Genomic DNA, 21,529 nt, shown 5'->3' on the forward strand with positions numbered 1-21,529 from the left:
ATGCAGACCAAGGACGAGATCCGCGCCGCGATCCGCGAGCTGTGGTCGCAGGTCCTCGACAACGACCAGCTCGACGGCGACACCGACTTCTTCGCCGCGGGCGGCAGTTCGCTCAAGTCGCTCGTCCTGCTGACCGAGCTGAACGAAGCGTTCGAGACGGAGTTCGAGATCGCCGAACTGGTCGGCTGCCGGACCATCGACACCCAGTCCGCAGCGGTGTGGAACCGGCTCACCGGCGGGACTTCCGCGACTCCCGGGCGGCAGAGCGTCCTCGTGCCGATCGCCAAGGCGTCCGACCCGCAGGACGTCACGATCATCGCCGTCCACGACGTCGGCGGCGACGTCTACGGCTACACCAGCCTCGCCGCGGAGCTGTCCGGCAAGGCCGACCTCCACGGACTCAAGCTGGCGCACGAACGCTTCGAAGCACCCCGTGCGTTGTCGGTTGCCGAGCTGGCGCGGGACCACGTGGCCGCGCTCGAAGCGGAGTTCGGCGAGACCCGCCGGTTCGTGCTGGTGGGCTGGAGCATGGGCGGGCTAGTCGGGTACGAGATGGCGAAGCTGCTGGACGAACGCTCTCGCCCGGTCGAGCGCCTGGTCCTCGTGGACTCGCCCTACGCCCTCGACCCGCCCGGCGCTGACTTCACGCTGGAACAGGAACAAGCACTCCTGGCCGAGTTCGGCCTCGCCCCGGAGGGAGCGTCCACGGCGGACCTGTGGCGAGCGGTCCGGGCCGACCTGGACGGCCTGGCCAAACAGCGCCTGGCCGACGCACTGCGACAGCGTTTCCCGTTGCTGGCGCGGGTGATTCCCCACCTGTCCAGCCTGAACGACACCGAATTCGTCTGCTACGTCAACCGGTTCCGCTCGGTGCTCAACGCGGGCCGGGACTACCGCCCTTCGGGAACCACCACCGCCCCCATCGACCTCTTGACCGCGACCCAGTCCCGGAACTTCGACCCCCGCTGGGAAACGCACACCTCGGCGACCTTCCGACGGCTTTCCCTGGACGGCGACCATTTCTCCGTCCTCGACCGTCGCTCAGCTCCGGCCACTGCCCGCGCGATCCTCGCCCGGTAGCGGGTCCTCGACGCAGCGCGGCCTGGCGGCGATCCAGCCGAGAACAGCCTGCGCAAGCACGACCCCCACGAGGAACACCATCGGCAGCCGCCACCCGCCGGTCAGGCTGTGCAGGAAGCCGAAGGCGAGCAACCCAAGCGCGGCGACCAGATAGCCGACCCCCTGCACGAAACCCGACAACGCGGCCGCCCCGGCTGTTGTCCGCGCCCGCATCGCGATCAAAGACAGCATCAGCGGGAAGAACCCAGTGCCGACGCCGACGAGCACCACCGCGACCCAGGAATACCCGTGCCCCGCCAGCCCCAGCAGCAGATAACCGCCGAGATAACAGGCAGCCAGCACCACCATCGCGCCCCGCTGGACGGACGGCCGCACCGCCAGCGCCGGCAGCACCAGACCGACCGGCAACCCCAGCAGCAACGCGACCGACAGCATCGTCCCGGCCGTGCCCGCCGCATATCCGTTGGCTTCGCACCAGGACGGCAGCCAGCCGTTGAGTACGTAGAAGTTGATGCCCTGCGCACCGAAACACAGCATCAGCGCCCAGCCGACCCCGGTGCGCGCGGGCCGCACTGGCGCGTCCGCGACGGCCGGCGCCATGGTCTGGCCGCCCGTCCGCCACGCGACCGGCAGCCAGGGCAGCAGCGCCAGCAAGGCAGGCAGCGCCCACACCCCGAGCCCTAGCCGCCACCCGAACGCCGTGTCCGCCAGCGGGACGGCCACCGCCGCGGCCAAGGCGCTGACCGCGCTCAACGCGGTGTTGTACAGCCCGGTGACGAGCCCGATCCGGTGCGGGAAGTGCTCCCGCACGAGCACCGGCAGCAGCACGTTCTGGGCGGCGACCCCGGCCAGCGCGACGAAACTGGTGACCAGGAAGACCAGCGCCGACCCGGAGAGCGCACGCAGCGTCAGCCCGATCGTCAGCACGAGCCCCACCGCCACGAGCAGCCGGTAGGTGCCCAGCCAGCGGGTGAGCCGATGCGTCGCGAGGCCCATCAGCGCGAAGCAGAACAGCGGCCCGCTGATCACCAGGTTCGTGACCAGGTCGGACAACCGCAACTCGCCGCGCACCACCGGCAGCGCGGCGCCCGCACTGCTGATCCCGGTGCGCAGGCTCGCGGCGACGAGCACGATGCCGAGCCCGGCCGCCACCGGGGACAGCAGCCGGGAATTCACCCCACCTCGACCGGCAGATGCTTCGGGCGGGCGAAGAAACCGCCGTCCCCGCGCGGAATGGCGTGCGGATCGGTCGCCACCCGCAGGTCCGGGAAGCGGGTGAACAACGCTTCGTACGCGGTCGCGAGCACCACCGGCGCGAACGCGGCGCCCAGGCAGAAATGGGCGCCCGCGCCGAAGAAAATGGTGCCCTTGTCGCCGCGGTGGACGTCGAAGCGATCCGGGTCGGCGAACCGCTCGGGGTCGTGCGAGGCGGCCAGGTTGGACGTGATCACCCCTTCTCCCTTGGCGATCGCCACGCCGGCGAGTTCGGTGTCGGCCAGCGCGACGCGCGGGAAGTTGGTGATCCCGTTGTTGTGATAGCGCAGGATCTCGGCGACCGCCTCCGGCCAGAGCGCCCGGTCCGCCAGGCACGCGGCGAGCTGCTCCGGGTGGGCCAGCAGCGTGAGCGGCCCGGTGGTGAGCGGCGGGATGAGCGGATCGGTGACGTTCATCAGCAGCAGGCTCGTGGTGGCCACGGCCTCCCGCATCGAGATCTCCCCGCGGTCCGCGGCGCCGACGAGCGCCGCGACCGGGTTGGACAGCCCGCGGCTGCGCTCCGCGAGCCGTCCGGAGAACGCCACGATCTCGTCACTGGCGGCGGCGATCTCCTCCGGCGTGCCTTCGAGGTTCAGCTGGCGGCGGATCGAACCCTGGACCCATTCGTACTCGTCCGCGTCGATCCCCAGCAGCTCGCCGGCCAGCCGGGCGACCAGCGGCTCGCAGAACTCGGACACCAGCTCGGCGCTGCCCTCGACCTGGTCCAGCAGCTCGTTCGCGTGCAGCCGGACGCGATCGCCCCACGCGGCGATGGCGGCCCGGTTGAAATACCTGGCCAACGGCTTGCGGACGCGATCGTGGTCGGCGTTCTCGAGGTTGAACAGCGACCCGGGGACGGACGTCAGGTCCTCGCCCGCCATCCGCGGCGCGCCCGGAAAGGTCAGCTCGCGGGAGAACACCGGATCGACCATCACCTCGCGCACGTCCGCGTACCGGGTGACCAGCCAGAGCCGGTTGCCGCTCGGCATGACGACCGGGCAGACCGGCCGCTCGGCCCGCAGCCGCGCGAGAAACGGCGGCGCGGTGAACAGCGGACCCGGCGGAAAATCGTCGGGGAGCACCGCGAGTTCGGCGGTCCCGAGGTCGTGAATTCCCATCTGGCACTCCGGTCAGGCGTTCCGCTGCTCGAGGTGCCGCACCGCGTCCAGCGGCCCGTCGGCCAGCACGAAAGAATCGCCGCTCGGCGCGAACCCGCGTTTGACGAGATGCTTGAGCAGATCGACGAAAGGATTCCAGAAACTGCCCGGATTGACCAGCACGATCGGCTGGGCGCACACGCCGAGCGCCCGCATGGAGACGACTTCGAGCAGTTCGTCGAGCGTCCCGAAGCCGCCGGGAAGCACGATGAACCCGTCCGCCATGCCGATCATCCGCTGTTTGCGCTCGAAGAGATCCTTGGTGAGCACCATCTCCTGCGCCGGCGCCTCCACGCTCATTTCCCGCTCGCGCAGAAAAGACGGAATGACCCCGGTGATCGGAGCCCCGTGCTCGGCCGCACCCCGGGCGACCGCGCCCATCACCCCGGTCCCGCCGGCCCCGTAGACCAGCCGGTGCCGCCTGCGCCCGAGCATTTCGCCGACCTGGTAGGCGATTTCCAGATAGACCGGATCGTCGCCCGGCGAAGCCCCGCAGAAAACGCACACGGACAGCGGCCGAACTGCTTTCGTCTCCTCCACGGAAGTCGATGCTGGCACGCTTTCCGCACGCTGTCGATGCGGGAAAAGGGTGCCTGGCGGAGATCCGGGAAAGCACTCGAACGGCGTATCCGGTGCTATTCTGCGGGACTGCCGGGAACTATTCTCGTGCCGGGTTCCCTCCTGCGCTGCGGATTTCGTAGCACTGGGTGGCTGATCGATGCTCAGGGCGCTTCCACGAGCGGCCGTCTCAGTCTTCGGTGACCCGGATGATCGTCTTCCCCGGCACCCGCTTCCCCGGCAAAAACGCCCCCGCCGCCTCCTCCAGCGGAAGGACCTCCCCGACGGTAACCTCCAGCCGCCCGTCACGAACCCGGGCAGCGAGGTCGCTCAACCGGCCCCGGTCCGGCTCCACCACGAAAAAGACCGCACGTCCGTCCCGAGGCCGGACGGTCGGCGGCTGCGCGATGGTCACCAACGTCCCGCCCGCACGGACCAACGCGGCAGACCGTTCGAGGATGGAGCCGCCGAGCACGTCGAAGACCAGGTCGGCTTCGCCAGCATCCTCAAGGCGTTCCGATTCCAGGTCCAGGAACTCCTGCGCGCCAAGGGAAAGCACTCGGGACCGATCCCGGGCCCGCCCAGTCCCGATCACATACGCACCAGCCTCGCGAGCGAGCTGCACCGCCAGCGAACCGACCCCTCCGGCCGCCCCGTGGATCAGCACGGTCTGCCCCGTCGCGAGGCGGCCGTGGTCGAACAGGGCCTGCCAGGCGGTCAGGCCGGAGATCGGCAGCGCGGCGGCCACCGGGTAGTCGAGGTCGGCGGGCAGCGGGGCGAGGTTGCGGGCCTCGACCGCGACGTATTCGGCCAGCGTTCCGTCGCGGGTCCAGTCGGCGAGGCCGAAGACGCGCTGGCCGACGGTCAGCCCGGTGGTGCCGTAGCCGAGGTCCGTCACGACGCCGGCCAGTTCGTGGCCGGGCACGCTCGGGGTCCGGTCGCGGCCGGCGCGGTCGGTCCAGGTGCCGGGCCAGTCCAGTTCGCCGGGGGTGAAGCCGGCCGCGCGGACCCGGACCACGACGTCGTTTTCGGCGGCGTGCGGGTGCGGGCGGTCGGTCAGGGCCAGTCCTTCGGCGCCGGACTCGCGGTCGGGGGCGACTATCGCGCGCATCAGTTCCTCGTTCGTTCGTCGGGAGTTGCGTCAGGGAGACGAGACAGCCGGTGCGGGTGTGACCGTCAGACGCGGGCCAATTTTTCCGGGTTCATCATGCGCCGGTAGGCGACGATCCGGCTCCCGGAGAACTCGAAGGTGTCGACGGAGAACACCGCCCCGCCGCGCCGGTGGACGAGAGCCGGTTCGCCGCCGACCTCGGCCAGGTCGATCCGGTCCGGCCGCCATTGCCCGCTGACGCGCACCATCACCTCGGCGACCCGCGCACCGCCGTGGATGGGCTTGCGGGCGGCGAAGGCCTTGCCGCCGCCGTCGGTGACGTAGGTGGCGTCGGGGTGCAGCAGCTGGACCAGGGTTTCCAGGTCACCGGCTTCGTACGCCGCCCGGAACAGGGTCAGCAGCCGCTCGCGTTCGGCACGGGACGCGGGCGGCGGCCGGTCCGCCCGCGCGACCCGGCGGCGGGCGCGCGAGGCGAGCTGACGCGCGGCCGCCGCGGTCGTGTCCAGGATTTCGGCGATCCTCGGGAACGGGATCTCGAAGACGTCGTGCAGCACGAAGGCGACCCGCTCCGGCGGGCTGAGTTCCTCCATCACCAGGAGCATCGCCGAGCTGACCGAATCGTCGACGAGCACCGGCGCGGCCGCGTCCGGCCCGGTCAGCAGCGGCTCGGGCAGCCACGGGCCGACGTAGCTTTCGCGGCGCACCCGCGCGCTCTTGAGGAGGTCGTAGGCGCGCCGGGCGGAGACCGTGACCAGCCAGGCCCGCAGGTCGGCCACCTCGGACAGATCCGCCGCGGCGGCGCGGAGCCAGACGTCCTGGGCGACGTCCTCGGCGTCGGCGACGCTGCCCAGCAGCCGGTAGGCGACGCCGAACACCGCGGGCCGGTGGGTTTCCCAGCCGAGCAGGTCCGGTCCGGATGCGTCGCCCACCGCGGTTCTCCTCTCGCCGATGATCAAGAGTAAGCCGGGGCAGACCCGGGCGATGAACTTGACCTCGATCCGCTGCTCCGGGAACGCGAGCCGCGGCGTCGCGAGCATCGTGCTGGCGACTCGCGGGTCCTCCCGGCCGTAGGCCGCTTTGCGCACCGGGCCCGCCGCGGCGAAGGCGGCGTCGAGCACGTAGAGGACTTCTTCGACGACGTCGTCCAGCGTCGCTCTGTAGCGCTTCAGCAGCTCGGCCGCGCTGGGCACCGTCATGGGACAGCTGGCCCGACAGGCGATGCGAGGGACTTAAGGCGGCGTTATGAGTGCGGCTGGCGGACCGGGTTGGCTTGCTTCGGGGCCTGCGCGGGCGGCGGGAGCTGGGTGTGTCGTCCGTGAGGGGAACCCTGAGGGAATCAGATTCCCGCAGGGTTCCCCTCACGGACTTGAAGAAGCGGGGATTTTGTTGTTAAGCGGTTATTTCGCTGGCTCAGGCGTCCTTTGTGGATGGTTGGCAGCCTGAAACTGCCCGGCTTGAGTCCCTGGCATGGGACCCAGGTTCCGTGAAGGCTCCCCTCGTGGCCTTGGATTCCCATGCCAGGGACTTGGGCGGCGTCGCCGCGGGTCACTGACCGTTCATCGAGGACTTCAGTGCTGCCGAAATGCCTGATTGACACCCGTTTGACCGTTCCTGTGACGCACCCAATGCCACATTGGGGCGATAATCCTCCCCGGCGAGCCGGTCGGACACGCGCTGCTGGGTGATGGAGCGCCTCGGCGACCCGATCACGGTGCAGCACATGGCAGATCAGACCAATCTCTCGCGCCGCACGTTCATCCGGCGCTTCGAACGCGAAACCGGCATGCCGCCGATGCGCTGGGTCGTGAACCACCGCGTCCTCAGCGCGCGCCGGCTTCTGGAGACGTCAGACTGGGCCGTCGAGCGCATCGCCGCCGCCACCGGATTCGGCACGGCGGCGAACTTCCGCACGGTCTTCCGCCGTGAGGTCGGCAAGACGCCGACGGAGTATCGGCACGCTTACCGGACTGACCGGCCGGCGGCCAGCCCGGCGAGCGGCGGTTAGCGTTTCCGGGCGGACGGCAGGGTTTCCGGCGTGAAGACCGCCGCGATCAGGCTGACCAGTGCCCCGAATGCCAGGTACCCGGCCGGCGCGTAGGTGCTGTGGGTCGCTTCGACGATCGCGGTCGCGACCAGCGGGCCGGCGCCGCCGAAGAGGACCACGCCGAGGTTGTAGCCGATGCCGAGCCCGCTGTAGCGGCGTTCGGTCGGGAACAGTTCGGCGAAGACCGCCGGCTGCGGGGCCAGCATCAGCGCTTCGCCGATCACCACGATGCCGAGGCCCGCGATCAGGAACCCGAACGACGTCTGGTGCAGCAGCAAAAACCCGAGCGGCGCGGTGACCAGCACCCAGATCGCCCCGGCGACGAGGAACGGCTTGCGGCCGACGCGGTCGCACCACCTGGCGAACACAACGGTCACCACCATCAGCACCGCCATCGCGGCGAACCCGGCCAGTTTCGCCTGTGCCGGCGGTACTTCGAGGTCGGTGACGAGGAACGTGGGGCCGTACACCAGCAGGACGTAGGTGCACATCGTCGGCGAGCACACCAGCCCGGCGACGCGGAGGATCGAACGCCAGTCGTGCCGCAGGGTCGCGCGCAGCGGGGTGCGCTCGTGCGCGTCGGCGGCGGCGATGCGGGCGAACTCGGGCGTCTCGTCCAGTTTCAGCCGCAGGTACAGCCCGACCAGGCCGATCGGCAGCGCGATCAGGAACGGGACCCGCCAGCCCCAGGACAGCAGCGCGGCGGGGGAGAGCACCTCGGTGAACAGCAGCGCGGACAGGCTCGCGGCCATCATGCCGAGCACGATCGTGATCGTCTGCCAGCTGCCGTAGTACGCCCGCCGCCCGGCCGGGGCGGTCTCGATCACGTAGGCGACGGCGCCGGTCCACTCGCCGCCCGCGGACAGGCCCTGCACCAGCCGCAGCACGAGGATGAGGATCGGTGCCGCCACGCCGATCGAGGCGTAGGGCGGGACGACGGCCATCAGCGCGGTGCCGACGGAGATCATCAGGATGATCGCGGCCAGCGCGCCCCGCCTGCCGTGGCGGTCGCCGATGTAGCCGAAGACGACCCCGCCGAGCGGGCGCACCACGAAGCTCACCCCGAACAGCGCGAAGGTCAGCAGCAGCGCGGCTGTCGCGTCGCCGGCGGGGAAGAACAGCTTCGCGATCGTGGACGCGAAGTAGCCGTATAGGACGAACTCGTACCACTCGATGAAGTTGCCGACGCACGCGGCCACAATGGACTTGCGTTGCGCGGGGCTGATGAGCGAGCCGGTGTCGGCTCGCGCCGGGGTCGTGGCGGTCATGGCGGTGTCACCTTCCTGTCGGGGCGGCGCTGCCCCAGCCGGGTGTCCCCATCACGGGGACGCGGTCGACCTGGTCGAGATACGTGCCGAAGCCGATGTCGAGCCGGATTCCGCCGTAGCGGGCGGAAACCACCTCCCGGCACGGCAGCAGGTGGATCGGGTCCGCGGCGGACGGCCGAAGGGTCACCTCGGCCGTGCCGTCCCAGCCGCCGGTCGGCTGCGACGTGCGGAACGGGATGCGGACGAGCCGGCTGACGTCGTAGCCGGTCCCTTCCGCGCTCGGGATCAGTTTCAGCGCGAAATGCCGCCCGAACCAGCCGGGGATCGGATCGAGCGCGGACTCCGGCCCGCGGGCCTCGGCGCGCACGGTGACGATCTCGATGTCGTTGGCGGTCACGATGCGGCCGGTCACGGTTTGCCCGTCGTCGTCGAGGCTGACCCGGCGGGCCTGCTTTTTGGGCAGCCCGAAGATCTCCCTGCCGAGGGTCCCGTGGTTGAGGCCCTCGATGAAGAACGTGAGCGGGTACGCGCCCGCCTCGCCGTGCCGCTGGCAGCGCACGCTGACGCCCGCCTGGAGATAGGGCGGCCGCTGTTCGACGCTGCCGTCGGGCAGGTGGAACTCCGCTCCGAGGAATTCGGCGACCCAGATCCCGACGAGCGGATCGGCCGTCGGGGCCAGCGGGGCGGGCAGCAGGCTGGCGAGCACTTCGGGGTCGGTGCGGTATTCGACGGTGAGCCAGCGCAGCCGTACGGATTCGGTGCCGACGCCGAACAGCGGCGCAAACGGGGGCATGGCGACGAGGTCGGGCATGGGTGCTCCTACGAGTCAGCGGGCCTGTGGTCCGTGAAGGACTCCCTGAGGGAATCTGATTCCCCCAAGGAGTCCTTCACGGACCACCACTCCAAGGTCGGGGACGGTGCGGCTTTGGCGGGTCGGCGGGTGCGCGCGGGGTTTGGCTGTCCGTGAGGGGAACCTTCACGGACTCTGATTCCCTCAGGGTTCCCTTCACGGACGTTCGGGGCTCCTAGGCGCGCGCGGTCTTGGTGATCGCGTCGGCGATCACGTCGCTCGACGGAATGACAGCCGCGGCGAGCCCAGGTGCGGCCGGGATCCGGGTGGCGGGCGTGCCGACCCGGACCGGCGGGCAGCGCAGCGTGACTCCCGCTTCCGCGACCGCCGCGAGCACCTCGCCGCCGACCCCGCCGACGGTGTGCGCCTCGTGCGCGACCACGAGCCTCCCGGTGCGGCGCACGCTCGCCAGGACAGCGTCCAGGTCGAGCGGACGGACCCAGCGCGCGTCGAGAACCTCGGCCTCGATGCCGTCCCCGGCGAGCCGGTCCGCGGCCTCCAGCACCCGGTGCTGCAGCGCGCCCCAGGTCAGCACGGTGACGTCGCGGCCGGGCCGCCGGACTGCCGCGCCGCCGACCGGCTGGATCTCGCCGCCGAGGCTGACTTCCTGCTTGCCCGCGTGGTACAGCGTGCGGTTCTCGATCACGATCACCGGGTCGTCGCACCAGATGGCGGACAGCAGGAGGTCGTAGGCGTCCTGGTGGGTGGCGGGCAGGCACACCCGCAGCCCCGGGACGTGGGCGAAGAACGCTTCCAGCGACTGCGAATGCTGTGCGCACGCGCCTGGCGCGTTGCCCTGCTGCGTGCGCACGGTCAACGGCGCGGACATCGCGCCGCGCGAGATGTAGCGGACGTTGGCGGCCTGGTTGACCAGCTGGTCCAGGGCCACCAGGGAGAAATCCGCCCACATGATCTCGGCGATCGGGCGGCGGCCGAACATCGCGGCCCCGACTGCCCCGCCGAGGATGGCGGATTCCGAAATGGGGGTGTCGAAGACCCGTTCGCCGAACTGTTTGCGCAGGCCCTTCGTCACACCGAATACGCCGCCGGGGGTGCCGACGTCTTCGCCGAACAGCAGAGTCTCCGGCCGTTCGTCGAGCGCGCGGCGCAGGGCGGCGTTGACTGACTCGGCGTACGTGAGTTTCTTCGTTTCAGGCATACAGGTGCTCCAGGACGGTCGTGGGGTCGGCGAGCGGGTCGGTCAGCGCGCGGGCGGAGGCTTCGGCGATCTCGCCCGCCGTCCGGTCCCGCACCGTGTCCAATGTGGACTCTTCGACGCCGAGTTCGCGCAGGTGCGCGGCCAGCCTGCCGATCGGCTCGGCGGCGAGTGCGGCGTCGAGGTCTCCGGTGGGCCGGTAGTGCTGCGCGTCGCCGATGTAGTGGCCGACGATCCGCTGCGTCATCGCTTCCAGCACCACCGGTCCCTCGCCGGCCCGGGCGCGGCGGGCCGCCTCCGAGACGGCTTTGCGCATTGCCTCGGGATCGTTGCCGTCGACGCGGGCGCCGGGGATCCCGTAGGCGGAGGCGCGTTTGAACAGCCGGTCGACGCGGACCATGTCGGCGATCGGGGTGAGTTCGGAGTAGTGGTTGTTCTCCACCAGGAAGATCACCGGCAGCGAGCGCACCGCGGCGAAGTTCATCGCCTCGTGCACGGCGCCCTGGTTCAGCGCCCCGTCGCCGAAAGCGGCCAGCGCGACCCGGCCGGAGCCGTCGAAGGTGGCCGCCAGTGCGGCTCCGGCGGCGATCGGCGCGCCCGCGCCTACGATGGAGTTCTCGCCGTACATGCCGTGCTCCGGCGCGGTGAGGTAGGCCGAACCGCCGCGTCCGCCGTTGATTCCGGTGGCGCGGCCGAGCAGTTCGGCGAACAGTGCGTGCGGGGACGCACCGCAGGCGAGGGTCCAGCCGTGCCCGCGATAGGTGGGGAACACCGCGTCCCGGGCGAGGTCGAGCGCCGCGCACGCGCCGACGTAGATCGCCTCCTGGCCGTTGCACAGGTGCACGGAGCCGACGACGTCGCCGGTGGAACGCAGCCGCGTCACCTCCTCCTCGAAGAGGCGGATGCGCCACATCGACTCCAGATGGCGCAGCAGCGTGGCTGTTTCGGGCATGGGGGTACCCACTCTCCTTATCCGATGGTTCGTTTCCTGGTGGTTCAGGAACGGAGCAGTCCGCCGTCCACGGTGACGACCTGCCCGGTGACGTGCCGGGAATGGGGCCCGGCAAGGAATTCGACGACCGTGGCGACGTCGTCGGGCTCGCCGGCCCGGCCCAGTGCCGAGCCGGGCGCGGTGATCTCCTCGCCGGCTTCGGCGTAGCGGGCCCGCAGCCTGCCGGTGGAGATCGGGCCCGGCGCGACGGCGTTGACCTGGATCCCGTGCGGGCCGAGATCCCTTGCCAGATAACGGGTGTACGTCGCCACCGCGGCCTTGGCGACGCCGTAGTGCGCGTAGCCGCCGTCCTCAGTGGACTCCAGGCCGTTGATCGACCCCATGGTGACGATGCTGCCGCTGCCTTGCGCCCGCATCGGCTTCGCGACCGCCCGGCAGAAGTGGACGGTGCCGAACAGGTTCAGCCGCAACGCGCTTTCCAGCGCGGCAAGGTCCACTTCGGACGCTTTGTTCCCGTGGATCGGCCCGGTCCCGCCGCCCGCGTTGCAGACCAGGACGTCCACCCCGCCCCACGCGGCCAGCACGGCGTCCACGGTCGCGTCCACCGCGGCCGGATCGGTCACGTCGCACTGCAGGCCGAGTGCGTCGACGTCGTGCGCGGCGAGCTGCTGCAGCACCGATTCCGCGGGCTCGCCGGGAAACCCGGCGTGGAAGTCCCGGTCGACAGCCGCGACCGCGGCACCGGCGGCCGCGAAACGCAGGGCGATCGCGCGCCCGATGCCCCGGCCCGCCCCGGTGACCAGGACCCGGGCCCCCGCCAGCGTCCTCATGAGACCTCCAGAGAGGGCACGGAGAGCCGTCCGGTGCGCAGCAGCCCGGTCGCCATCGCCGCCGCTTCCCGCACCTCGGTGCTCAGCCACGTCTGCCGTTCGGTGAACCGCGACAGCGGCACGGACACGGTGAACGCGCCCGCGGGCAGTCCGCCTTCGCCGAAGAACGGTGCCGAAACGCAGCAGACGCCGTCGCTGAACTCTTCGAGGTCGAGCGCGTAGCCGCGGCGGCGGATGGCGGCGAGGTCCACGGTCAGCGCGTCGAAATCGGTGATCGTGTGGGCGGTGACCGCTTCCAGCGGGACCCCGGCGAACATCGTGGCGACCTGCTCTTCGGGCAGGAAAGCTAGCACCGCCTTGCAAGAGGCGCGTGCGTGCATCTGGCCGGTGTAGCCGACGTCGAGATTGCCGACGGACAGCGTGTGCAGGCCCGAAAGGTAGTGCTGCAGGATCAGCGTGCCGTGGTGCCAGCCCGAGATATAGGACGTCTCGTGCGTCTTGTTGTGCAGCCGGGTGAGGATCACCGCCAGCTCGGGGGAAGGCCCGGACCGCCGTTGCAGGTGCCTGCTCAGCGACGCCGCCTTCGGCCCGACGTCGTAGCGGCCGCCGGGCAGCCGCACGACGTGCCCGCTGGCGACCAAGGTGCGCAGCAGGTGATAGCAGGTGCCGATCTTGATCCCGAGCTGGCGGCCGAGCACCTTCGCGGTGGCGGTGCCGTCCGCGGCCGCCACGGCTTCCAGCACCTGCAGGCCGCGCTCCAGGGTGTGCAGCAGGGTGGAGCGTTGCTCATTCATCGCGGAGCACCAGCCTGCTCAGCGTCAGCGCGAGCACCTTCGCGGCCTGCACGACGTCGGCCTCGGCGACCGACTCGTCCGGCGCGTGCGCACGCGGTACCTCGCCGGGGCCGAAGATCGCGGTGGGGACGCCTTGCGCGCCGAAGAACGCGGCGTCGGAGCCCGCGGTGAAGCCCGTGAGGACCTCCGAGCCGGTGCAGCTCCGCTGTGCCGAGCGCAGCGCGGCGAGCAGTTCGTGGTCGGCCGGGGTTTCCCAGCCGGGGAGGCCTTCGTGGTCCCAGCGCACGGCCGGCGGGTGCTCGCGCAGCCAGTCGTCGGTCGCGCTGAGCCCGGCGAGGGCTTTCTCGATCGCGCGGCGCAGGTCGTCCGGGTCCTCGCCGGGCATCAGGCCGATTCGGCCGGACATCGTCGCGTGGTCCGGGACAGCGGCGCGCCAGCTGCCCGCGCGGGCGGTGCCGATCGCGAACGGGATCGCGGTGGGCACGTCGGCGAACAGGGGATGCCGGTACGCCGCACCCCGTTCGCGGGCCAGCTCGGCCAGCGTCTCGCGCACCCGGATCAGCCGCTCGAACGCGTCCACGCCGCGCCACGGCGCCGAGGTGTGCGCGGCGACCCCGGTCACGTCGACGGTGAAGAACAGCAGCCCGGTGCTGATCGGCACGATCGCGCCGCCGGTCGGCTCCAGCACCAGCGCGGCCGCCGGGTCCGGCACCTCCAGCGCCGCCGCGCGCGTGCCGACCCCGGTGGTCTCCTCGGCGACGACGAGCTGGACCGCCACGTCGAACGGCAGTTCGGCCCCGCAGTCCTGCAGCGCGGCCAGCGCGTACAGCCCGGCCGCGATGCCGCCCTTCATGTCGACCGAACCCCGCCCGTGCACCCGGCCCTCCTCGCGGGCGCCCGAGTACGGCGGGCGGGACCAGGACTCCTCGTCCCCGGCGGGCACCACGTCGATGTGCCCGTTGAGCACCAGGCAGGGCTTGCCGCGACGGCCGGGGTACCAGGCGATCAGGTTCTCCCGCTCCGCCGCGCGCGGCTCGTCGCCGGCCAGCCCCGACGACGCGATCGGCTGGCGCGTCACCGGCCAGCCGCGCGCGGCGAACCAGTCGGCGTAGCGGACGGCGACCCGGTCCTCCCAGCCGCTCTCGCTCGGCTCGCGGACGGTGTCGGCCAGCAGCGTCAGCATCTCCTCGGCGAGGGTGTCGACCTGGGCCAGCACCTGCCCGTCGCTCGGTCCCGGCATGGACGCCTCCTGCTCTTCGTCGGCTCGGTCGGACGTATCGGACGCATACTGTGCGACTTCGGCCGTCCTCATTGCATCAGAGTGAACCCGTTTTTCGACTATCTGAAATTTGCCCGCCGCGCGGCTGGGCGATCCGCGGCGCCCCGCCTAGCGTGCGGCAGGCATCCCCGAGCCCCGAAGGAGAAGCCCGTGTCCCATGCCGAGCTGGCGCAGCGGCACCGGCGGGTCATGCCCGCCTGGCTGGACCTCTACTACGACGAGCCGATCGAACTGGTGCGCGGCGCGGGCCGCCGGGTGACCGACGGCGAGGGCCGGGAATACCTCGACTTCTTCGGCGGCCTGCTCGCCACCATGGTCGGCCACGACGTCGCGGAGGTCACCGAGGCGATCCAGGCGCAGGCGGGCCGGCTGCTGCACTCCTCGACGCTGTACCTGATCCGCAGCCAGGTCGAACTCGCCGAGCGGATCGCCCGGCTGTCCGGCATCGAGAACGCGAAGGTCTTCTTCGCCAACTCCGGCACCGAGGCGGTGGAGACCGCGCTGCTGCTGGCCACCCAGCGCCGGCGGTCCCACCAGGTGCTGGCCCTGCGCGGCAGCTACCACGGCCGGTCGTTCGGCACCGTCGCCGCGACCGGCATCCGGGGCTGGTCGGCCACCGCGCTCAGCCCGCTCGCCGTCACCTACGTCCACAGCGGCTACCGCTACCGCAGCCCGTTCGGGAACCTCGACGACGCCGGTTTCATCGCCGCTTGCGCGGAGGAACTGCGCACCATCATCGAGACCTCGACCGCGGGCGACGTCGCGTGCCTGCTCGCCGAACCCGTGCAGGGCGCGGGCGGATTCGCCGTGCCGCCGGACGGGTTCTTCCCGGCGATGAAGGAGGTGCTCGACGACTACGGGATCCTGCTCGTCTCGGACGAGGTCCAGTCCGGCTGGGGCCGCACCGGCCGGTCGTTCTTCGCGATGAACGGGACCGGCGCGACCCCGGACGCGATCACCTTCGCCAAGGGGCTCGGCAACGGCGTCGCGATCGGCGGCGTGGTCGCTCCGGCGGAGCTGATGGACTGCCTCGGCGCGCATTCGATCTCCACCGCAGGCGGCAATCCGCTGGCGACGACGGCCGGGGTGGCGACGCTGGACTACCTGCTCTCGCACGACCTGCAGGCCAACGCCGACCTCGTCGGCAAGCGTCTCTTCGCGGGCCTCCGGGACATCGCGGACGGCTGCCCGCTGGTCGGCGAGGTGCGCGGGATGGGCTTGATGATCGGCGTGGAACTCGTCGTGCCCGGCACCCGCGACCCGGCCGTCACCGCGACTTCGCGGGTGCTGGAAGCCGCGCGCGAACACGGGCTGCTTATCGGCCGCGGCGGCCTGCTCGGCAACGTCCTGCGGGTCACGCCGCCGATGACCGTGACCGCGGCCGAAGCGGACGAAGCACTGGCCGTGCTGCGCGCGGTGTTGACTGAAGTGTCCATTGTGGAGCAAAAGGAGAACGCATGATCCGCCGCTGGAACCCGGAAACCCTGGCCGCCCCCATCGGGACCTACAGCCATCTGGCGCACGTACCGGCGGAGTACGAACTGGTGCTGGTCTCCGGACAGGTCGGCGTGCTGCCCGACGGCAGTCTCGCGGGCGACGACGCGGAGTCGCAGACCCGGGCCGTGTTCGCCAACATCGAGCGGCTGCTGGAAGCCGTCGGTGCGGGGCCGGACCAGCTGGTGCGGGTGTTCAGCATGGTGGCGGGCACCGAGCACCTCGGCGGCTACCGCACCGCCCTGCGGGAGACCTTCGAGCGCTGGTACCCCGGCGGCGACTGGCCCGCCCAGTCGCTGATCGTGGCGGCCGCGCTGGCGAAGCCGGAAATCCTGGCGGAGGTCGAGGCGACGATCGCGGTGCCGCGGTGACGCCAGCCGAGTTCCGGGCGTTGTTCCCGGCTTTGCGCGAGCTGACCTGGCTCGACACTCCGGGCGCGCCGCCGGGAGCCGCGCCGGTGATCGAGGCGATGCGGGAGACGATCGACGCGTGGTCGTCGGGCCGTTTCGAGTGGCACGCGTGGGACGACGCCGCGGAACAGGCCCGGGAACTGTTCGCCGACCTCCTCGGGGTGCCCGCCGCGACGGTCGCCACGGTGTCGTCGCTTTCCGAGGCTGCCGCGACGGTCGCCGCGTCTCTGCCGAGGGGCCGGGTCGTGGTGGCGGAACCGGAGTTTCGCAGCAACCGGTTCCCCTGGCTGGCCCGGCACGACGTGGTCAGCGTCCCCGCGCGCCGGACCGAGGACCTGATCGCCGCGCTCGACGACGACGTGGCGCTGCTCGCGGTGAGCGAGGTGACCAGCCGGGACGGCCACCGGCTCGACCTCGCCGCGCTGCGGGCGGCGACCGACCGGGTGGGCGCGCGGCTGTTCGTGAACCTCACCCAGTCGCTCGGCGTGCTGCGGTTCGACCCGGCCGCCGTGCGACCGGACTATTTCGCGGTCCACGGCTACAAATGGCTGCTGTGCCCGCGCGGAGCGGCATGGCTGGTCGCCCGCCCGGACCGGGTGGACGAACTGCGGCCGCTGGCACCCGGCTGGAAGTCCACGGCCGCTCCGCACGGCTACTTTGGCGGCGCCCTCGACCTCGCCCCCGACGCCGGACGATGCGACGCGTCCCCGGCCTGGTTCTCCTGGATCGGCGCCTGCGCGGCGCTACGGATGCTCGCCGCGCTGGATGCCGACGCGGTGGAGCGGCACGTGCTCGGCTTGGCCGCGCGCCTGACCAGCGAAGCCGCAGCGCTCGGACTGCGTCCGGTGGACGACGGGCCGCGGTCCCACATCGTCGTGCTGGCCACCGAGTACGCGGATCGGATCGCTGGTTCCCTTGCCGCACATGGCATCCGCGCCACGGCGCTGGGCGACCGGGTCCGCTTCGGCTTCCACTACTTCAACGACGAGAACGACATCGCGGCCGTGACCCGGGCACTGGCCGCCGGAGGGGAGCTGACATGAACGTGCCTGTCGCCGTGGTGACCGGCGGTGCCAGCGGGATCGGCCAGGCCACCGCCGAACTGCTGGCCGGAACCGGTTATCGAGTGGCCGTACTGGATTTGGTGCCCGCCGATATCGACGGTGTCCGGTCTATCGAATGCGACGTCACCGCGCGGGCTTCCGTGCGGCAGGCAGTGGACGAGGTCGTCGGCACGCTCGGGGTGCCGGAGCTGGTCGTGACTTCCGCCGGGATCTACCGGCCCGCGGAAGCGCTGGACATCACCGACGAGGACTACGACCTGTCGTTCGCAGTCAACGTCCGCGGCACTTTCCTCGTCTCCCAACTGTTCGCGGCGGCCATGACCGAAACCGGCGGAGCGATCGTCACCGTCTCGTCGGTCGCCGCGAGGCAGTCGACGCCGGAGAACGTCCTCTACTCCGCGACCAAGGGGGCGGTCGAGGCGCTGACCCGCGGTCTCGCGGTTTCCCTTGCCCCGTACGGAATCCGCGCGAACGGCGTCGCGCCGGGCCCGGTCGCCACCGCGATGGGGCACGCCGCCGCGGCCGACCCGGAGTACGAGAAGCGCATGCTCGCCCGCGTGCTCAGCCGCTCGTTCGCGACGCCCGCCGAGATCGCCTCGGCCATCGCGTACCTCGGCAGCCGCGCCGCGTCCCAGGTCACCGGCCAGATCCTGCCGGTCGACGGCGGGGTGCTCGTGTGCCGCTGACGGGCGACCTCACCGCAATGGCGGGTAGTCCAGCCACGGGTCCTGGAGGAACTCGCGCCACCGGGGGTCGTGGCCGGCGCGCTTGACCCGGAAGTAGGCGGCCCGCCGGGTCCGGCCGGAGGTGTTGCCGCCGATGTTGTGGCCCAGCAGGTAGTGCGCCAGCAGCAGGTCCCCGGCCCGGCCCCGGATCTGCTCGGGTTCGGGCAGGGGGATCGGCGGGTAGCCACCGGCGGCGAAGAAGGCGTCCGGCCCGTGTTCGCGGAAGTGCGCCGCATGCGTCAGGTGGGTGCCCGGCCAGACCCACAGATTGCCGGCGTCCTGGTCGAGCTGGTCGGACAGCAGCACTCCGGCCAGCAGCGTGAACGTCCCCGGACGGCCGTCCGGCTCCGGCGGGAAACCGTCGATGTGGTGCCCGCCCGGCCGATGCGAAAACGGCGGAATGTTGAGCGCCACCTGCACCTGCCGCGGCACCTCCAGCGCCCCTTCGCCGACAAGCGATTCCGCGCACGACCACGCCGGGCTCCGGGTGAACAATTCCAGCAGAGACGGCACTTCCGTCGCCGCCGGAAAATAGAAATGCGGTCCGCGCACGGCGTCGGGCGGCGGTTCGCGCGTGGTCAGTTCGTCGATAGTCTCCGCCGCGCTGGCCACCAGATGTTCAGGCACGGCTTGGGGAATCACGACGAAACCGCGTTCGGCGAACTCCCGCATCTGCGTCCGGTCGAGCACGAAAGCCACGGTAAGCCACCGGCGACTGTCGCGGCGACTGATTTTCCGTCGCGTGCGCCCTCGCCAGCCCGATAACATGGCCGCTCAACCCTTCTCAGCTGGAGAGGCACAATGTCACGCCGCTACATCACGACCGCCATTCCGTACGTGAACTCCAAGCCGCACCTTGGCTTCGCGATGGAACTGGTGCAGACGGACGTGATGGCGCGGCATTGGCGGCACCGGGGCCACGAGGTCCGCTTCCTCACCGGGACCGACGACAACTCGCTGAAGAACGCGATCGCCGCCGAAGCGGAAGGCTTGCCCACGAAGGATTTCGTAGACCGCAACGCCGCCGCGTTCGAGGCTCTGCGCGAGCCGCTGCAGATCAGCTTCGACGACTTCATCCGCACCAGCGCGGACCCGCGGCACCGGGCGGGCGTCGACCGGCTCTGGCAGGCCGCCGACGCGCGAGGCGACTTGTACCGCAAGGATTTCCAGGGCCTGTACTGCGTCGGCTGCGAGCAGTTCTACGCCGAGGCCGAGCTGGCCGACGGAAACTGCCCGGAGCATTTCACGCCGCCCGTGCTGGTGAGCGAGGAGAACTGGTTCTTCAAGCTGTCGCGGTACGAGGACGAACTGCGCGAGCTGATCGAGTCGGGCACGCTGCGGATCGAGCCGGAAAGCCGCCGCAACGAGGTGCTCGGCTTCCTCAAGACCGGCCTGCAGGACTTCTCGATCTCCCGCTCGACCGAACGCGCGCGCGGCTGGGGCATCGAGGTGCCCGGCGACCCCGGACAGGTCGTCTACGTGTGGTGGGACGCGCTCGGCAACTACGTCACCGCGCTCGACTACGGCACGGACGGCGAGAACTACCGGCACTGGTGGGCCGAATCCGCCGAACGCACGCACGTGATCGGCAAGGGCATCATCCGGTTCCACGCCGTGTACTGGCCGGCGATGCTGCTCAGCGCCGGGCAGCCGCTGCCGACGACGATCTTCGTGCACGACTACCTGACGGTCGAGGGCCGCAAACTGGGCAAGAGCCTCGGCAACGCGATCGACCCGGTCGCGATCGCGGACGAATTCGGCGCCGACGCGCTGCGCTGGTGGCTGGTCCGCGACGTGCCGAGGGTCGGCGACGCGGACTACACGACCGAGCGGCTGATCGGGCGCTACCACGAGGATCTGGCGAACGGCCTGGGCAATCTGGTCAACCGGACGGTCAGCATGGTCCACAAGTACCGCGGCGGCACAGTTCCGCCGCTGCCGCCGTTGCCGGAACTCCCGCTGACCGACGCGATCGCGGCCGCCCCGGAGGCCGTGGACGAGGCGATGGCCCGCTTCGACTTCCGCACCGCTACGGCGGCGGTGTGGAAGATCGTCGAGGAGGCCAACCGGTACGTCGTCGAGGTGGAGCCGTGGACGCTCGCGAAGGCGGAGAAGTCCGGAGACACCGAGGCCGGGCAACGGCTCAGCGACGCACTGGCCTTGCTGATCCACGCGGCGCGCGTGGTCGCCGACGAGCTGACGCCGTTCCTGCCTGGTGCGGCGGCTCGGGTCTTGGCGCAGCTGGGTGCCGGTGAGGACCGGCTGGGTGCGCCGCGGCCGTTGTTTCCGCGGATTGAGGTGAGCGGCTAGCGGAACGGCACGCGGCGGACGCCGACGAGGCGGGCCATTCCCGGCAACAGACAGTGCACCGTGCACAGTCGCCCGCCCGCCGTTTCGTCGCCCCGCCCGAAGCGGCCGCCCCCCTGCGGTTCCTAACGTCGGCCACAACGTTGTGACCCGGCCCGTACGACAGGAGCCCGCCGATGACCCACCCCTCTCGCAGCAGGCTGGGAGTGCTGCTCGGCAGCACCACGCCGCCCGAACAGATCGGCAAGCAGGCGGCGGCCGCGGAGGCCGCCGGGTTCGGGGAGTTGTGGCTGCCGGAGGACTATTTCTTCCTCGGCGGCATCGCGGGCGCCGCGCTCGCGCTCGGGGCCACGTCGCGGGTTCCGGTCGGCCTCGGGGTCGTCTCGTCGGTCGTGCGGCATCCGGCGTTGCTGGCGATGGAGATCGGTGCCCTCGCGCGGGCGTATCCGGGCCGGCTCATGCCCGGCATCGGACACGGCGTTCCCGCCTGGACCGCGCAAATGGGCCTGACCCAGCGGTCTCCGATGAGCGCTTTGCGGGAGACGCTCACCTCCGTCCGGGCGTTGCTCGGCGGGGAGACGGTCAACGACGAGGGCCAGTTCGCGGTTTTCCGCGACGTCACGCTCACTCACCCGGTTCCGGAGCCTGTGCCGCTGTTCACCGGGGTGCTCGGCGACAAGGGGCTTGAGCTGACCGGGCGCTTGGCCGACGGGTTGCTCGTCAGTGCGCTCGCGCCGGTCGAATACGTGCGGAGTGCGCGGCGCAAGCTGGACGAAGCCGCGCGCGCCGCCGGGCGGGATGAGCGGGTGACGATCACTGTTCTCGCCGCGGCCAATGTCACGCGCGATGCGGGGCAGGTGGCGGCGACGCGGGAGGCGCTGAAGGGTGTCCTCGCGTTTTATCTCGCGGCGACCGGGCCGGGGCCGTTGTTCGGTGCGGTCGGGGCGAACGAGCAGCTCGCGGACATGCTGTCGCGCGGCGGCCCCGAGGTGGTCGCGGCCGAGATGCCGGACGCCTGGCTCGACGTCTTCAGCGTCGCGGGCGGCCAGGACGCCGCACGGGCACGCCTCAAGGACTACCTCGACGCCGGCGCGGACAACGTCGCCATTGCCACCGTCGTCGCCGAGGGCGCGGAAGAAACCCTTGCCGCGGTCGGAGAACTGACCGGCGAATTCACTCACTGAAAGGGCACCACC

General features: G+C 71.1%; 21 protein-coding genes. 8 read left to right on the top strand and 13 right to left on the bottom strand.

The genetic code is table 11. The features are described 5' to 3' along the window. Nucleotides 1–1,080: a thioesterase domain-containing protein gene (locus tag ACFSVL_RS10025; protein ID WP_378302719.1), complete on the top strand. Its 1,080-nt coding sequence runs from the start codon at nucleotides 1–3 to the stop codon at nucleotides 1,078–1,080. Here ACFSVL_RS10025 and ACFSVL_RS10030 read toward each other — a convergent pair. The 5 genes from ACFSVL_RS10030 to sigJ all read right to left on the bottom strand — a co-directional run bounded on the left by ACFSVL_RS10030 (nucleotide 1,042) and on the right by sigJ (nucleotide 6,356). Beyond that, nucleotides 1,042–2,256, bottom strand: coding sequence for an MFS transporter (locus tag ACFSVL_RS10030; protein ID WP_378302721.1), 1,215 nt, complete (start codon nucleotides 2,254–2,256; stop codon nucleotides 1,042–1,044). The two genes, ACFSVL_RS10025 and ACFSVL_RS10030, sit on opposite strands and share 39 nt — an antisense overlap. Beyond that, nucleotides 2,253–3,452: a cytochrome P450 gene (locus tag ACFSVL_RS10035; RefSeq protein ID WP_378302723.1), complete on the bottom strand. Its 1,200-nt coding sequence runs from the start codon at nucleotides 3,450–3,452 to the stop codon at nucleotides 2,253–2,255. The genes ACFSVL_RS10030 and ACFSVL_RS10035 overlap by 4 nt, the downstream gene beginning before the upstream one ends. Before the next feature lie 12 nt (nucleotides 3,453–3,464). Beyond that, nucleotides 3,465–4,031 (bottom strand): LOG family protein, encoded by a 567-nt coding sequence (locus tag ACFSVL_RS10040; RefSeq protein ID WP_378302725.1) that lies wholly within the window; start codon nucleotides 4,029–4,031, stop codon nucleotides 3,465–3,467. A 208-nt stretch (nucleotides 4,032–4,239) separates the two neighbouring features. Next, the gene (locus ACFSVL_RS10045; protein ID WP_378302727.1) at nucleotides 4,240–5,160 is read right to left on the bottom strand and encodes an NADP-dependent oxidoreductase; all 921 of its coding nucleotides are present in this window, start codon (nucleotides 5,158–5,160) and stop codon (nucleotides 4,240–4,242) included. A gap of 65 nt (nucleotides 5,161–5,225) precedes the next feature. Next, the gene (gene sigJ, locus ACFSVL_RS10050; RefSeq protein ID WP_378302729.1) at nucleotides 5,226–6,356 is read right to left on the bottom strand and encodes an RNA polymerase sigma factor SigJ; all 1,131 of its coding nucleotides are present in this window, start codon (nucleotides 6,354–6,356) and stop codon (nucleotides 5,226–5,228) included. Between the two features lie 524 nt (nucleotides 6,357–6,880). Here sigJ and ACFSVL_RS10055 point away from each other — a divergent pair. Beyond that, on the top strand, nucleotides 6,881–7,165 hold the full coding sequence (locus ACFSVL_RS10055; RefSeq protein ID WP_378302731.1) for a helix-turn-helix domain-containing protein: 285 nt from the start codon (nucleotides 6,881–6,883) through the stop codon (nucleotides 7,163–7,165). On the opposite strand, the gene ACFSVL_RS10060 is transcribed toward ACFSVL_RS10055, so the two are convergent. The 7 genes from ACFSVL_RS10060 to ACFSVL_RS10090 form a co-directional block, all read right to left on the bottom strand. Further along, nucleotides 7,162–8,472, bottom strand: a complete 1,311-nt coding sequence (locus ACFSVL_RS10060; protein WP_378302733.1) for an MFS transporter — start codon at nucleotides 8,470–8,472, stop codon at nucleotides 7,162–7,164. The two genes, ACFSVL_RS10055 and ACFSVL_RS10060, sit on opposite strands and share 4 nt — an antisense overlap. Nucleotides 8,473–8,479: 7 nt before the next feature. Then, the gene (locus ACFSVL_RS10065; RefSeq protein WP_378302735.1) at nucleotides 8,480–9,283 is read right to left on the bottom strand and encodes an acetoacetate decarboxylase family protein; all 804 of its coding nucleotides are present in this window, start codon (nucleotides 9,281–9,283) and stop codon (nucleotides 8,480–8,482) included. Nucleotides 9,284–9,497: 214 nt separating this feature from the next. Then, nucleotides 9,498–10,481 (bottom strand): alpha-ketoacid dehydrogenase subunit beta, encoded by a 984-nt coding sequence (locus ACFSVL_RS10070; RefSeq protein WP_378302737.1) that lies wholly within the window; start codon nucleotides 10,479–10,481, stop codon nucleotides 9,498–9,500. Continuing rightward, entirely contained in the window at nucleotides 10,474–11,430 is a 957-nt protein-coding gene (locus tag ACFSVL_RS10075; RefSeq protein WP_378302739.1) for a thiamine pyrophosphate-dependent dehydrogenase E1 component subunit alpha, read from the bottom strand. The genes ACFSVL_RS10070 and ACFSVL_RS10075 overlap by 8 nt, the downstream gene beginning before the upstream one ends. A 44-nt stretch (nucleotides 11,431–11,474) precedes the next feature. Continuing rightward, on the bottom strand, nucleotides 11,475–12,260 hold the full coding sequence (locus ACFSVL_RS10080) for an SDR family NAD(P)-dependent oxidoreductase (RefSeq protein ID WP_378302741.1): 786 nt from the start codon (nucleotides 12,258–12,260) through the stop codon (nucleotides 11,475–11,477). Next, nucleotides 12,257–13,054 (bottom strand): IclR family transcriptional regulator, encoded by a 798-nt coding sequence (locus tag ACFSVL_RS10085; RefSeq protein WP_378302743.1) that lies wholly within the window; start codon nucleotides 13,052–13,054, stop codon nucleotides 12,257–12,259. The genes ACFSVL_RS10080 and ACFSVL_RS10085 overlap by 4 nt, the downstream gene beginning before the upstream one ends. Continuing rightward, nucleotides 13,047–14,294 (bottom strand): M20 family metallopeptidase, encoded by a 1,248-nt coding sequence (locus tag ACFSVL_RS10090; RefSeq protein ID WP_378302745.1) that lies wholly within the window; start codon nucleotides 14,292–14,294, stop codon nucleotides 13,047–13,049. Before ACFSVL_RS10090 ends, ACFSVL_RS10085 begins: the two co-directional genes overlap by 8 nt. Before the next feature lie 189 nt (nucleotides 14,295–14,483). Between ACFSVL_RS10090 and ACFSVL_RS10095 the strand changes: the two genes are divergently transcribed. The 4 genes from ACFSVL_RS10095 to ACFSVL_RS10110 are packed head-to-tail and all read left to right on the top strand — an operon-like array spanning nucleotide 14,484 to nucleotide 17,987. After that, the gene (locus ACFSVL_RS10095) at nucleotides 14,484–15,794 is read left to right on the top strand and encodes an aspartate aminotransferase family protein (RefSeq protein WP_378302747.1); all 1,311 of its coding nucleotides are present in this window, start codon (nucleotides 14,484–14,486) and stop codon (nucleotides 15,792–15,794) included. Then, nucleotides 15,791–16,198 carry a RidA family protein gene (locus ACFSVL_RS10100; protein WP_378302749.1) on the top strand — a complete coding sequence of 136 codons (408 nt, stop codon included), beginning with the start codon at nucleotides 15,791–15,793 and terminating at the stop codon, nucleotides 16,196–16,198. Before ACFSVL_RS10095 ends, ACFSVL_RS10100 begins: the two co-directional genes overlap by 4 nt. Beyond that, nucleotides 16,195–17,280 (top strand): aminotransferase class V-fold PLP-dependent enzyme, encoded by a 1,086-nt coding sequence (locus ACFSVL_RS10105; RefSeq protein ID WP_378302750.1) that lies wholly within the window; start codon nucleotides 16,195–16,197, stop codon nucleotides 17,278–17,280. Before ACFSVL_RS10100 ends, ACFSVL_RS10105 begins: the two co-directional genes overlap by 4 nt. Then, the gene (locus ACFSVL_RS10110; RefSeq protein ID WP_378302752.1) at nucleotides 17,277–17,987 is read left to right on the top strand and encodes an SDR family NAD(P)-dependent oxidoreductase; all 711 of its coding nucleotides are present in this window, start codon (nucleotides 17,277–17,279) and stop codon (nucleotides 17,985–17,987) included. Before ACFSVL_RS10105 ends, ACFSVL_RS10110 begins: the two co-directional genes overlap by 4 nt. Nucleotides 17,988–17,996: 9 nt before the next feature. On the opposite strand, the gene ACFSVL_RS10115 is transcribed toward ACFSVL_RS10110, so the two are convergent. Continuing rightward, complete coding sequence (locus ACFSVL_RS10115) at nucleotides 17,997–18,716, bottom strand: phytanoyl-CoA dioxygenase family protein (RefSeq protein WP_378302754.1); 720 nt, start codon at nucleotides 18,714–18,716, stop codon at nucleotides 17,997–17,999. A gap of 111 nt (nucleotides 18,717–18,827) precedes the next feature. Here ACFSVL_RS10115 and ACFSVL_RS10120 point away from each other — a divergent pair, with 111 nt between their 5' ends. Together ACFSVL_RS10120 and ACFSVL_RS10125 are read left to right on the top strand one after the other, a co-directional pair. Continuing rightward, the gene (locus tag ACFSVL_RS10120) at nucleotides 18,828–20,336 is read left to right on the top strand and encodes a methionine--tRNA ligase (RefSeq protein WP_378302756.1); all 1,509 of its coding nucleotides are present in this window, start codon (nucleotides 18,828–18,830) and stop codon (nucleotides 20,334–20,336) included. 173 nt (nucleotides 20,337–20,509) lie between these two features. Beyond that, entirely contained in the window at nucleotides 20,510–21,517 is a 1,008-nt protein-coding gene (locus tag ACFSVL_RS10125; protein WP_378302758.1) for an LLM class flavin-dependent oxidoreductase, read from the top strand. Nucleotides 21,518–21,529 lie beyond the last annotated feature (12 nt).

The sequence above is a fragment of the Amycolatopsis silviterrae genome (genome assembly GCF_042684085.1).
GTDB classification, from domain to species: Bacteria; Actinomycetota; Actinomycetes; order Mycobacteriales; family Pseudonocardiaceae; genus Amycolatopsis; species Amycolatopsis silviterrae.